The 13,254-nt window shown below is 45.8% G+C and carries 9 protein-coding genes; 5 read left to right on the top strand and 4 right to left on the bottom strand.

Annotation, left to right across the window (positions count from 1 at the left end):
- Nucleotides 1-61: 61 nt before the first annotated feature.
- Complete coding sequence (locus NGM62_RS20510; protein WP_262250186.1) at nt 62-1,015, bottom strand: Rpn family recombination-promoting nuclease/putative transposase; 954 nt, start codon at nt 1,013-1,015, stop codon at nt 62-64.
- Nucleotides 1,016-1,453: 438 nt separating this feature from the next.
- On the opposite strand from NGM62_RS20510, the gene NGM62_RS20505 reads away from it, so the two are divergent.
- The 3 genes from NGM62_RS20505 (at nt 1,454) to NGM62_RS20495 (ending at nt 5,356) form a co-directional block, all read left to right on the top strand.
- Nucleotides 1,454-2,773 carry an ATP-binding protein gene (locus tag NGM62_RS20505; protein WP_262250185.1) on the top strand — a complete coding sequence of 440 codons (1,320 nt, stop codon included), beginning with the start codon at nt 1,454-1,456 and terminating at the stop codon, nt 2,771-2,773.
- Between the two features lie 113 nt (nt 2,774-2,886).
- Nucleotides 2,887-4,233, top strand: coding sequence for an ATP-binding protein (locus tag NGM62_RS20500; RefSeq protein WP_262250184.1), 1,347 nt, complete (start codon nt 2,887-2,889; stop codon nt 4,231-4,233).
- Between the two features lie 616 nt (nt 4,234-4,849).
- Nucleotides 4,850-5,356, top strand: a complete 507-nt coding sequence (locus NGM62_RS20495; protein ID WP_262250183.1) for a hypothetical protein — start codon at nt 4,850-4,852, stop codon at nt 5,354-5,356.
- Nucleotides 5,357-5,409: 53 nt separating this feature from the next.
- Here the strand turns inward: NGM62_RS20495 and NGM62_RS20490 are convergent, their stop codons facing one another.
- Genes NGM62_RS20490 through NGM62_RS20480 form a run of 3 tightly spaced genes read right to left on the bottom strand, consistent with a single transcriptional unit; the run spans nt 5,410 to nt 11,369 of the window.
- Nucleotides 5,410-6,792: a RagB/SusD family nutrient uptake outer membrane protein gene (locus NGM62_RS20490; protein WP_262250182.1), complete on the bottom strand. Its 1,383-nt coding sequence runs from the start codon at nt 6,790-6,792 to the stop codon at nt 5,410-5,412.
- An 11-nt stretch (nt 6,793-6,803) separates the two neighbouring features.
- A complete protein-coding gene (locus tag NGM62_RS20485; RefSeq protein WP_262250181.1) occupies nt 6,804-10,010 on the bottom strand; it encodes a SusC/RagA family TonB-linked outer membrane protein in 3,207 nt (1,068 codons plus the stop codon).
- 15 nt (nt 10,011-10,025) lie between these two features.
- Nucleotides 10,026-11,369, bottom strand: a complete 1,344-nt coding sequence (locus NGM62_RS20480) for a TlpA family protein disulfide reductase (protein ID WP_449301321.1) — start codon at nt 11,367-11,369, stop codon at nt 10,026-10,028.
- 877 nt (nt 11,370-12,246) lie between these two features.
- On the opposite strand from NGM62_RS20480, the gene NGM62_RS20475 reads away from it, so the two are divergent.
- Nucleotides 12,247-12,756, top strand: coding sequence for a hypothetical protein (locus NGM62_RS20475; RefSeq protein ID WP_262250179.1), 510 nt, complete (start codon nt 12,247-12,249; stop codon nt 12,754-12,756).
- A gap of 197 nt (nt 12,757-12,953) precedes the next feature.
- A complete protein-coding gene (locus tag NGM62_RS20470; protein ID WP_262250178.1) occupies nt 12,954-13,097 on the top strand; it encodes a hypothetical protein in 144 nt (47 codons plus the stop codon).
- Nucleotides 13,098-13,254 lie beyond the last annotated feature (157 nt).

Here is a 13,254-nt window from a genome sequence, read left to right as displayed (position 1 = left end):
CTGGATGACCAATTTACCTCTTTTTGCGCTAACGGCGCTGTAGGAAGTAGGGTTCCGGACGTTACTTCTTTCTCTTACTCAGATCAGCACGGACTTTTTGGACAAAGCCTTCGGTTACCGTTGCAAAGTTCGCGATTTCAGAATCAGTGAATTTTCCGGCGGCCAATAGTTTACTCACAACCTCATAGCTCTTCTGCTGGGCACCGAGCTCAAATCCTTCTGCTTTTCCCTCTGCCTTTCCTTCTGCCCTTCCTTCTGCTTTCAGCAATTCATAAGTACTCATAACTTGCTTCCTTATCGTTTCGGGTAATTTTTTAATCAACCTCCTCGCCTCCTCCGGCGATAACTCTGCCTGATGCAAACAATACACCACCAACTCCTGCCCTAGATGTCCCGCTGTACCGGCTAGCCCCATTTTAATCACCGAGGAGAAATTCCTTCCCAACCACGCCTTGTCATGTGCATGTTTGAGTGACAACAAGGATGCCATCAGGAACTGATGGTCCAACGCCTTGATTTCCTCGTCACTAGCATCGTGCAGGTTGGAGTAAAGGTAGTCAAACTTCGGGAGAAATCCAAGCAACTCGGATTCCAACTCATCGAACAATCTATCCAGTGTCCAGTATTCCCATTGCTGCTCGCCATGGTAGAAAAGGATTGGGATAATAGGTGACAACTGCTTTTCGCCTTCTTCTATTTGCTGCTGATAACCCGAGAAGATATAACCGCCCACCTGTATCGGCATATATTTGTCGGGCCGGCTTTTGTGCTCCACGAGCAGCGAGATATCCACACCGCCCTTGCCATCCTTGCGCTGGCAGCGGTACACCACATCGGCGATGGTCTTAGCGAGCGATTCGGAAACATAGGTGCCCGACACCTGTTCCATAGTGGAGAAATCCAGCAGCTGTGCGACGTGTTTGGGTAGTACCGACTGGAAGTAGGTTATCGCCACCTGCTTGTCGGCCAGGATGGCACGGAAAAAATTGTCATGTACGGTCGGGATATTCGCCATATTTCAAACAGTTACATAATCGGTGATTCGATGGTACCCATTCCCTGCAAATATAATTAATACCGGCCCAAAATACTAATTTTTTTAGACAATCATTTTCCATCGCCATCCGGAAGTCCATGAGCAACTACCGTGAAGAAAGTTGGATGACCAATTTACCTCTTTTTGCGCTAACGGCGCTGTAATACCTATCTTTGGCGCATGGTTATAGACCCCAACGATGTGAGCAGTTTTGACAATACACCTGATGAAACGCTGTATGGATTATCGCCACGGGATTTTTTCGCCCTTTGCACCGGGTATTTCTTCAATAGTTAGTTGGGTGTCAACGCAATTTTCCTTATAATTGCGAGATAGAAATGGCTGTTTCGGAAATGGCTGTTTCGGAACTGAGCGTTTTGATAGGTGTCACGTGAGGCACCCGTTTGATTGGGAATTATGGATTTTTACGATAGGGAAAAAGAGCTAACTAAATTATCGGCGATACGTGAGCAGTCGCTGGCGCATGCGCAGTTGACGGTAATTACCGGACGGAGGCGTATCGGCAAAACCCAGCTCCTGCTGCAAGCCACGGCCTCGCAACCCACGCTTTATTTTTTTGTCGCGCGCAAGGCAGAACGTTTCCTTTGCCAGGATTTTGCTCAGGAAATAACGGACAAACTTGGTATACCCCTGTTGGGCGAGATTAACCGATTTGCTGAGCTGTTCCGTTTTTTGATGGAGTATTCCAAAACCACATCCTTCAACCTGATCATTGACGAATTTCAGGAGTTTTACCATGTGGCTCCCGCTGTTTACAGTGAAATCCAGCATTACTGGGATATCCATAAAAATCAGAGTAAAATCAATCTCCTATTGAGCGGCTCGGTCCATTCCCTGATGTATAAGCTTTTCCAGGATTCGAAAGAACCGTTGTTTGGGCGGGCTACGGCGTTACTGAAGGTGAGGCCTTTCGAAACGGGTGTGTTGAAGGAGATTCTTGCCGACCATTATCCGGCTTATGCGCCGGAAGATTTGCTAGCCTTATACGCTTTCACTGGCGGTGTGGCAAAATACGTGCAATTACTTATCGATTCTGGAGCATTCACGCTGCAAGCCATGCTTGACTATATCATCAAAGAAGATTCGGTGTACATCCCCGAAGGCAGGAACATGCTTGTTGAAGAGTTCGGGAAGGAATACGCCAATTATTTCAGTATCCTCTCTGCCATTGCCCAAGGAAAAAACATACGCGCACAGATTGAGGCTGCTGTCGGCAGGGAGATCGGAGGCTACCTGACCAAATTAGAACACGACTATGGATTGATCTCCAAGGCAACGCCAATTTATGCCAAAGCGGAAACCAAAAATGTCCGGTATCAAGTCAATGACAACTTCCTTACGTTTTGGTTTCGGTTTATCTACAAATACAGCTACATGGTTGAAGTGGGGGCATACGACCAGTTAAAGGCCATCGTGGCCCGGGATTATACCACCTTCAGCGGAATCATTTTAGAACGGTATTTCCGTGCGCAATACATGGAGCAGCAGCTTTTCTCACGTATTGGAAGTTATTGGGACCGGAAAGGTGAAACGGAGATCGACCTGATTGCGGTGAATGAACTCGAAAAAGTTGCAGTAATCGCTGAAATCAAGCGCAATCCGGCCAACATCAATTTAAACAAGCTACGGGATAAAGGCGTTCGCTTCATGCAAGCCACCGGTGCATTGGTGGATTACACCGTAGACTATCGGGCACTTTCGATGGGCGATCTCTGATTCCAACGGTTATCCGAAAAATTTACAGGAATAGTTAATGTGTGTAAACCCTATTGTTATCACGAAATAACTATGAATTGTGTGAAAAAAATCACATTTTTGATATTTATAATGTGAGGGGAATCGACACCATGCAGATACAACGCAACATCCAGCAAAAGCTGGCCAAATGGAAAAACGATCCAAATCGTAAGCCCCTGGTATTGCAAGGTGCCCGGCAGGTGGGCAAAACGTGGTTGTTAAAGCAACTGGGAAAAACGGATTTTGAGGACGTTGCCTATTTCAACTTTGAGGAACAACCTGAGCTCAAACAATTTTTCGAAAGTACAAAAGACGTTCAGCGTATTATACAAAACCTCTCCCTGGTGCATGGAAGAACCATCGCCCCACAAAAAACGTTGTTGATTTTTGATGAAATACAGGAATGTAACGATGCATTAAATACACTTAAATACTTTTGCGAAAACGCCCCTGAATACGCTGTTGCAAGTGCAGGCTCGCTATTGGGTGTAGCGATGTCAAGGGGGCAGTCATTCCCCGTGGGCAAGGTGACTTTCTTACAGGTCAATCCAATCAGCTTTGCCGAATTCCTTTCCATAGCTAGCCCACAGCTATTCGATTATCTAAATGGTATCGATAAATTGGAGCCACTGCCCGATATTTTCTTTAATCCGCTAGTAGATAAGCTTAAAACCTATTTTATTTCCGGCGGCATGCCCGAAGCGGTAGCTACTTTGGTAGCAACGGGAGATGTGCAGGCCACACAGCAGGTATTGCAGGATATATTGAACGCCTACGTGCTCGATTTTTCAAAACACGCTGACAATAAAGATATACCGAAAATCCAATATATCTGGTCTTCCATCCCATCGCAATTGGCCCGTGATAATAAGAAGTTCCTGTATCAAACGGTACGCGAAGGAGCGAGGGCGAGGGACTATGAGAATGCGTTGCTTTGGCTTTCGCATGCCGGACTTATCCACCGCGTATTCCGGAACAACAAACCTGGCCTGCCCTTATCGGCCTACGACGACTTATCTGCGTTTAAAATATACCTCCTGGATGTTGGGCTGCTGCGCCGCCTCTCCCTGTTAGATCCAATTGCTGTAAAGGAGGGCAACCGTCTATTTACCGAATTCAAAGGTGCACTGACCGAAAATTTCGTGTTGCAGCATCTTGTGGCATGTTTTGAAGGCACCCCCCGGTATTGGACGTCGGGGAATCAGGCGGAGGTCGATTTTCTGTTGCAGGTGAAAAATGACATCATACCCGTTGAAGTCAAGGCAGAAGAAAACGTAAGGGGCCGCAGTCTGACCATTTATCATCAGCATTATAACCCCCCTGTACGACTCCGATATTCACTGAGAAACCTGAAAATGAACAACGGCATATTGAACATTCCGTTATTCATGGTCGATTACACCGAGAAATTGCTCAACTTGTCCGCACAGGCGCGATAAAGGTGGGCGAAGTGACCGACGACCTCGAAAAATTCATATAATCCCGGGATACCTTGAATGGGTTTTTAGCATGCAAAATCCGTTAAGATTCAAAAAACTGATGCGCCGGATTCCGGTGATTATCGTTGCGAAATTGGGTTCAATCGGTATGGAATTCATCGCATCCCTCATGATAAAATCGTGGTTTAGATGGAAAGACATCATCCATTACAAATGGGGTAGTTTTTCCATGTGTTTGTTTCCCCGATTAATTGGGCGCAAGATATGATTTCTAGGAAGATTGGCAAGCTCCCCATGCCGGATATTTACCACTAACCATGCCGGATATCTACCAATAGACGGACCGAATACCAGGTATTTTTGCTAATGTAAATGGATGATGCCATGAATACAACAATACATCAAATACCGCCAAACAGACCTGCCAGTAGGCCGGTCTACCACATATCCATCCGTAACCGTCGGTTTGCGTTGTTTCGGCGCAGGGCCGTACGCGTTATTTAATTTCCGGGAATCGCTGCCAAGGCGATTCTCCCCCGGCCCCAGGGCCAGGGACCGGCGGCGAGTCCGGCCGATTAACCGACTGACAGATTATTTAAAGTAAAATTCAAAAATTATGACTAAAAAAATAAGAATAGGGATGAGTGCGATGGTCGCATTCGCCTTGATGTTCACCTCATCAATAAACGTAGTGGCGCAGGAGAAAGTAGTGGCTTCGGATAACGTGGAAGTGGCGGAATCAGTGAAGGCTGTAGTTTTGCCCAATACTGTTCAAAAGTTGAAGCCAACGTTCGAACAATTAGAACAGAAGAAAGCTGAAATTGATGTGATGAAAGAGCCTTCCTTAAAGGAAGGATTTGCGGCAAAGCAGACAAACGAATATTGGTTTGCCGTTAGCCCGGATGGTACCATCGGGGCTTACTTGGGTAAAGGCAGTGCGGGTGAAGCGAGTTTGCCTCAAAACTGCGGGCTAGGCCTAGATGCTTTATGCGGAATTATGCTGACCGATGAGGATGTTACCGAAACCACTGAAGATGAATTCGCGCCCAATATCGCTAATGTATTGGAAGATGAGGGAGACATCGAAGGCGATTATCAAATTCGGCATCGACCAGACGAATAACCCAATTAAACAAGGGGCCGTATAGAAGTGGTATACGCCCCTTGTTTTTATGGTCACGGGTTTTGCTGCAGATTATTTATTTCCACCACCTCGTGGGGTATCGGAAGCACATACCCGTCCCCACCTGGTAATAGCTGAAATTCACTTGATCCTAATTTTCTGTAAATTGGGTGGGCGAATTCCGTGTTGGTATACCTTCGCAGGTCACCCCAGCGGATTCCCCTCAATATAAGTTCCTTTCTTCGTTCGTCGACAATCCTACGCAGCAATTTTGCCTGGTTGTTTTCATATCCCGCGTTCCAATGGCTGGCATCTTTCCGATGTGCCATTAATGTATTTAAGTCTTGGTTCGCTTGCTCGATGAGTCCTAGTCTCGCAGCAGCTTCGGCGCGTATCAAGTAGATTTCATCGGTAGCTATCCCCCCGAAGAGATTGACGGAAAGGCCACTGTAAGAGCCTTTGAAAATTATCTTACCGTTATTGTCCCGGAAAAACGCTTGCTTACGCAAGTCGTTGGCTGCATAAGAGACATACAGTACGGAATCAATATTGATGCGGTTATCCATCAAAGCAGGCGAGGCCACCATGAGACTATGGAAAATGACTTCTTCATTGAATTGCATAAAGGTTTGATTTAGCGTCAAATCGATTTCGTTGTAATCAATTAGCGTAGGCTGGATTAATAAACACGAATCAGCGTATCGGTAAGCCTGTTCATAATCTCCCATTTGTAGGTACACACGTGCCAGCAAACCGTAAGCGGCTGACTTTCCGGGCCGCGTTTTAACAACGGGCGTTTCTGGGAGTAGCCGGGCTCCCGCTTTCAAGTCCTCGATTATCCGGCTATACGTGTTTTGGACGGATGCCCGTTTGGATTTCAAAGTGATATCCGATTCGAGCCGGATGGGTAGACCCAAATCACTATCGGCCGTATTTGAATGATAGGGCTTACAGAAGAGTTGGGCCAATTGATGAAAAGCCCACGAGCGGTAAAACAATGCGCTTCCCTCAATTTGGTTGAGTTGAACGACGGTGTTTGGAGTTCTTTTGATTTTTTGTATCCCTTCCAGTACATAGTTGGCTCTGAATACACAGCCATAAGGATGAGACCATGCAGCAACGGCACCCTCCTTTACGTCTCCTTCAAAGATATCCGATGCCCAGACGTACGTATTCCTGGTTGTCGCATCCCCGATAGATTTCCAATCGTTTTCAGTAAGGTAGTAATCATCGGAACTCACTTCAATCAGCACAGGTGTCCTCCATTTGTTCATATTGTCTGTATTGTCATCCAGTATCGCCTGGAAGTCTTGCGCTGAGTTCGGTACAACCCAGCTCCTATTGGGCTTCACATCTAAAAAGTCTGCGCATGATGAAATCAAGACGGAGATAGACGCAAGGACCGTCGCGTAAAAAGGTAAAGCTATACGTTTCATTGTTAACGAATTCAAAAGTTCATATTTAAACCGAATGCCGCATTCCTTGGGGGCAGAAAGTCAACGTGGGGGTAGTCAGGGTCAATAGATCCTTTATAAGACTTCCATACGGTTCCAAGGTTTGACATGATCAGATAAAGGCGAAGGTTTCGTATGTTTATTTTTCCGAAATGCCGGTTACCCAGCGAATAGGAAATACCGATGTCGTTGATTCTAATATGGTCAGCCTTTTCAACAAGTGCCTCACTGTAGCCGTAGACATTATCACGTGCCTGGTTTACCACTTCGGGCATGGAAGGGACGGACGTTGTCAGTTCGTCGCCGGGCTTGATCCAACGGGCATCGTAATCTTTATGCCCTTCACCTGAATTGATCAGATTGTAATAATTTACGGATTGTTTCCTGAAGTAGTAATCGGCCTTCCATGAGAAGTTGATTGTTGCCTCTATGTTTTTCCATGTTATCGTGTTACGAATGGAACCGAAAATCGGCGCTAGTGATAGGCCATGCTCCACTAAATCGCCGATTTCGAGGTTATTAAGATAATCGCGGTAATTATCTGACGGTTGGCCGTCCATCACTACCAGCGGGTTTCCCGATGTATGGTCAAGTCCGATCCATGGATAACTGAAAAGCGTGTTCCTTGATTTACCGACAACTGCGGGGATACCTAAACCTGAAGTAAAAGAAGCGATATTGGACGAGCTGTTGGAATATTTCATCACCCGATCCTTCGCATAACTGAACAGTACATTTGTCCTCCATTTCACAGGCCCTTCAACGTTTACACTACTGACGGAAATATCCAGGCCTCTCGTTCTGATATGTGCATCATTTATCAAGTAGCTACTTGCCCTGCTATCCCACCCGCTCGTAATGTCTGTTATTACATTGCCAAGCAGGTCCCGTCCGTCTTTGATATAATATTCAAGCGTACCGGCGATTCTTCCATCAAACATTCCGAAATCTATTCCGAAATTCTGGATTCCTACTTTTTCCCATCTCAGCATCGGGTTGCCCGGGGTACGTATCGACGCAGCCCGTAATCCGGTTAATCGATCGGTCCTGTATATCGCAGTGGGAGCTGCTGAAACATTTCCGTGCGTGTTCCCGTTGAACCCGTATGACATCTTTATTGTGAGCGGCTGCAACCAATCCAATTGGTAGAATTCCTCATCACTAAGCAACCAGTTTGCGCCTGCCGACCAAAGCGGTGTCCCTTTTTGATTGGTCTTTACACCAAAAAGGTTCGATGCGTCCCATCGGGCGCTGGCTGAAAAAATGTATTTATCCTTAAACGAATAAATAGCATTTGAAAAAGTGGAAACATATCGGCCATATACGCCGGATAATAGGGTTGATGGGAGGGGAAGGCGGGCATTCGTGCCTCTCGGTCGCGTAGGATATCTTTCCTGAAAATTGAATTGGTTATTCCATGTGAAAAGGTCATGATCATAATCGTACAACTCATGTCCAGTCGTAATACGGTCAACGGATCTCAATTCCCATCCGGCCAAGGCCCGGAGTTGGTGGTTGTTCTTCACTAGCATATAATTGGTTTGGAGCCGGAGCGAATGACTTACCGTCTGGTCATTCCTGGACGTAAGTATGCCGCCATACGGAAAAACCATACTACCATCGGCTTGCGTAAAGCTATTCACTAGGCTCCGAACCTCATATCGTTCTTTTGATACGTGGTTTTTGGTCTCCAGCCCCTGTTTCTGGTATTGGTATTTCACGTCTACCTTCAAGCCCTGAAGTAGCTCGTAGACGGGGTTTAAGAATAACCTAATTTCGTTCGTGCCGGACTGATAATCCATAAGGTCTCTTTCGTCCAGTGGAACGAATTGCCAGTTTAATAAGCCGATTTCCTCCGCACCCTCTGCATATAAAGACCTTACGTCTTTGGTAATCGGTTGGCGGATGCCCAATTCATCCAGCAGGCTGATGTAGGGCAACGGCTGGCTGCGCCCGCTCTGCCTCAATACGGGGGAGTTCAACCCAAATCCGTTCTCATTTGAACGAGAGTTGGTGAAATAGGCACTCGTGGATACTTCGAAAGAACTGAATTTGAAAGAATTCGCAGCATTTATGGTGACGCGTTGGAAATCGCTGCCAACCACATGATTTATGTTGTTGTCATAGCCGAATGAGAGCATATAATTTTGCAGGGATGACCCTCCCGAGAAACTGAGGGAGTGTTGCTGGTCCACTCTTGATCGGTAAAGGAGGTCTGAGGCCTGCTCCCTTATATCAGAATTTGACAGCTGGTGGATGCGGTTTTCAAAACTCGAATCGTCGATGCGCCCGTCTCGATTGGCAATGAGCAACTCCACCACCGGAGACAACGGGGTCCAGTCGTTTTCCGTGTAATGGCCGCGTTCAAATAAGGTTTTTTCAAGTTCAATATACGAGGCGGATGGGATGAAATGTTCATCATAACCGAGATCCGGCTTTTGGTATACCTTTACGTTGTGGTTGAAGGTAATTGAACGCTTTTCATCGTATCTGCCCTTTTTGGTTGTAATCACGATGACCCCGTTGCCGGCCCTGGCTCCCCATATCGAGGCTGCGGAAGCATCTTTTAACATGGTGATGCTTTCGACATCGTTCGGGTTGAGGTTAGAAATATCGCCCTCATACGGGAAATTATCAACAATCACCAACGGCGAGGAGCTGGAATGGATTGTACCTAAACCACGGATTGTCAACTCGGGACTGTCCCCGGATGCTGCGGCCCCGCGCCTATCGAAAAGTAAGGACGTGGTGTTGCTTTCCAGTCTGCTGATGATATCCGTACTAACGGTCCGGTTTAGAACGTCGTTGCTAATCAAGTCAAACGATCCCGTAGCCAGGGATTTGTCTAATTCGTAATAACCGGTGGATACCACGACCTCTTCAATAACATTTGTTTCAGGTGCCAGAAAAATAAATAAGGTGTCGGGACGTAGCGTGTTCGTTAGTATGTGCATCTTTGGTTGATATCCGACATGGGTTATTGCTAGGGAAATGGCATCGTTTAGGTCCGTTAGCAGGCAAATCCCATCTTTGCCGGTTATATAGCTTAACGCCGTCCCTTTAAGGGTCACTGTGGCTCCTTCCAGCGGTGTTTTGGTATTCTGAGCCGATACTTTAACAACCAGTGGTTGCTGTGCGTTACTGATTATGGGCGGGAAAAAAGTAAGTGCCACCCAAGCAAACATTTCAAGAATTCTCATTAGTTTCTTTTTGATTTAAGAATGATCAATGATTAGTATTTCCGTATCGCGGTATTCCATTTTTATATCGTATTCCATGCGCTTTAGCTGTGCCGCCAAATCCTTCAGGTCGTCGGTGGGCGTGAGCGCTGTCTGTGGGATACGGGAACAGCTAGCGTCTATTAAAATGATCCCATCGTTGTCTTTAAACCAGGTGTTAAGAGTCGCTGCCAGAGCAGTGTTGTTTGCAGCGCTGCCCGGCGACTGACCCTTGGTGGATTGTTGCGGGTGTACCGGCGTAATAACGTAATGCCTAAGCGGTACCGTTACTGCCCTGCAGGTTATACCCAGATGTGTTTCAAAAAACTTTCGGAGGTCTTGCTTCATGATATCCCGGGCGGCCTGTCTGGAAATCGGAGTCGGCGTTGTCAGGCTATAAGAAAATAGGTTTTTGTCAAACCAGTAAAGCATTTGTTCACCCTGAATGTGTTTCGGTAGTTCAATCCGCTCGGCGAGCGAATCCGGTAGATTAAGCATGATCCTTTTCCGGTTGGAGGGCGTTATCATACTTATATTGAGAAAGGCTTTGGCCAATAGCCCTAAAGCCGACGTGTTGAGCGAGTAAAACGTGCGGCCGGCATGACCGGATGTCGTTGTGGCTCCTTTGACCATTTTTGTGACGACAGATTGGTACAAGAGGTTCTCCGACCCACCGCCATTCCCCCCGATTAGAAGTGGGGCTGACGGGTTGAATGCTAAATCATCGTCTTTTTCGTAAAAACTGATCTCGCAGCCATCCAATGCGGCCCGTATGTTTTCGAGTGTGGAAACGTATTGGTAGGAAATCACACGCACTTCATCCTCCATGATCCATATTTGATGGGGAAGTTGATTATGCGGGAAAAATTCTTCCAGTAGGGGTGCGGACACGACTGATGGAAGGCTCCATTTCCGGTCCCTGATAGCGTCTTCGGCGAGTTTTGGATTTTGATTGGTAACTGGCAGGACCATTACCTCTTCTTTGAATGTTGCCGACAATGAATCAAGGTGCGTTAAGGATTTGATACATGGGGCACACCATGGTGCCCAGAAATCCAGTATGATAAGTTTCCCCCTATATTCATCTAGGGTGATGGTGATCTGTCCGTCGGGGTGATTCACAACATTTAAAGGATGGTGCCACAGCCACTCGGGAATCGTATCCCCTATTTGCAGCGGCTTGATGTTAAACNGTCCGTCGGGGTGATTCACAACATTTAAAGGATGGTGCCACAGCCACTCGGGAATCGTATCCCCTATTTGCAGCGGCTTGATGTTAAACGCCGTAGCCGCAGGCTCCGCCTGTTGGGCGGAGACCTGCTTCACGGCATACAAACACATGCTCGTCAGTACCGCCAGTAGGCTGATATATCTTATTGTATATTGTTTTCGTTTATGTTTGGATAGGGCATAGCTATTCCCTAAGCGTAAAATTCGCTTCATTTCACATTGGTTTTTAACGGTTTAAGAAATTTTCGTTTCAAAAACCAACCGCCAACGCCAAAGAAATTCTCCGATACATTTGCAGGTTTGGAAAAAAGCGTCTACTTTTAGCTGTTGAGTAGTAACCGAAAATAAACACCTTCTCCAACCTGAATGATAAGGGTTTTTTCTTTCAGCATTGGGGTCGGTGGCAGCCGGGAAGCGGGGCTTTTATAATAGCCTGTGCTTGGGATAGACTTTTTTATTGCCTTTCCCCACGCGTACTTCTGCGGCTGCAGTATTTTCGGCTAGCCTATATTGGGCTACGTTTGACGTTCTTTATCAGGATAGAATAGGCAAATCGGCGCCAAACCTCCTTGAGGTGGCTCGGGTGCTGGTGAAGGGTGATTAACTCGTTCTTTTTCATAATCCTTATTGGTTTATGCAGAACGACTTTTCGCGAAGTGTGGTGGAAGCCCTTTAAAAACAGCAAGGGGTGGCCCGCACTTTAGACCTGAGGGTGACCAAACCCTGTTGTCTGTGCCTTCACGAGAACACTTGACTCTACCATCTAAAGCTTAACGCGAGACCACCACCATGCCGTAGGCAAAAGTAAAAACTTTTCAAGCATGGGGCGATCTACACGGCTCTCTCGATGGTACGTTGGTCGTTTACAGGTCGAGAAAACGTCGTTCGTCAAGGCTATGTGCCGTGACTTTCAAATCGCATATGCAAAGATAAAAATAAGTTTCCATTAAAACAAACAAACATAAATGGAAACCAAACATTTCACGCAATGACCGAAGATGAACTATTGGTAATAGAAGTCGAAAACTTTTCGAAATACGTAGAAACTAGAAAAAAGGATTCGGGGTTAGCTATTGAGCGTTTCGCTGAAATGGTTAATGTCTCAAAGGGCGAAATAAGCAAAATAATCAACCAAAGGAAGAAAAGTGTTTCTCTTCATTCCTTTTGCAACATCGCTATAAATAGCGGTGACACAATTGAAAATGTACGAGATGCAGTTTACACGCACCGTAAGTTGGATTTAATCAACAATTATGAAATAGAAAGACGAACGAATTTCGGCGAATTTATGCGTAGTGAGATTGAAGGAGAAAATACTTTTGAACATATACTTGGTAAAACCGGAATAGAAAAGCAACGGTTGATTGATATCTATTTTAATACCGGCGCACCAGAACCTTATGAATTTCTTTTAATTGAAAAGGCCGTAGGAAAAGAGCCAGGAGAAATGATGAAAGCATACGTAGAAAAATATCCGGTAAAGAAAGGGAATGACTAATATAAGCAAAACCTAATATCGCCATTTGTGATGTCAACAACCAATTATTGAACCGAATCACAATTTTAATTCATGAATATCTAAAGTCAGATATACAATAATTTGCTCAAAACGAATAAGCGGTAAGCCCCTTTCGTTTTTACCGGATCCTGCCGTTGAGTGACGTGAGATTAGCGTAAAAAATTTATCTTTCCACCATGGTTTACCTGTTGATAGCTATTGTACTATTTGCTGCCATGTTGGTGTATTTCCGCATTGCGGATAGGTATAACATCATCGACCGGCCCAACGAGCGGAGCAGCCACACGAAGCTCACCATCCGCGGTGGGATTTTCCGTTAAATATTGTTAATAAGTTGAGCGGGATTTTCCTATTTGCGATTTTCTTAATATATTAGTATCCAAACTAGATACGGTTTCGCAATAATGAAGTGATTAATGTAAATCATTAAGCCATTGCTGTCCCATTAAAATCTGAAATTGTTCTTTGAAATATTTG

This window comes from Parapedobacter soli (assembly GCF_025460835.1).
GTDB lineage: Bacteria > Bacteroidota > Bacteroidia > Sphingobacteriales > Sphingobacteriaceae > Parapedobacter > Parapedobacter soli.
The sequence above is the reverse complement of the archived record's forward strand: the minus strand, read 5'-3'. Positions and strand labels throughout refer to the sequence as shown.

Excerpts from the sequence above, each read along its gene's own strand:
- NGM62_RS20485 (WP_262250181.1), bottom strand. The coding sequence starts at position 10,010 with ATGAGAATTCTTGAAATGTTTGCTTGGGTGGCACTTACTTTTTTCCCG.
- NGM62_RS20490 (WP_262250182.1), bottom strand. The coding sequence starts at position 6,792 with ATGAAACGTATAGCTTTACCTTTTTACGCGACGGTCCTTGCGTCTATC.
- NGM62_RS20475 (WP_262250179.1), top strand. The coding sequence starts at position 12,247 with ATGACCGAAGATGAACTATTGGTAATAGAAGTCGAAAACTTTTCGAAA.
- NGM62_RS20470 (WP_262250178.1), top strand. The coding sequence starts at position 12,954 with ATGGTTTACCTGTTGATAGCTATTGTACTATTTGCTGCCATGTTGGTG.
- NGM62_RS20505 (WP_262250185.1), top strand. The coding sequence starts at position 1,454 with ATGGATTTTTACGATAGGGAAAAAGAGCTAACTAAATTATCGGCGATA.
- NGM62_RS20510 (WP_262250186.1), bottom strand. The coding sequence starts at position 1,015 with ATGGCGAATATCCCGACCGTACATGACAATTTTTTCCGTGCCATCCTG.
- NGM62_RS20495 (WP_262250183.1), top strand. The coding sequence starts at position 4,850 with ATGACTAAAAAAATAAGAATAGGGATGAGTGCGATGGTCGCATTCGCC.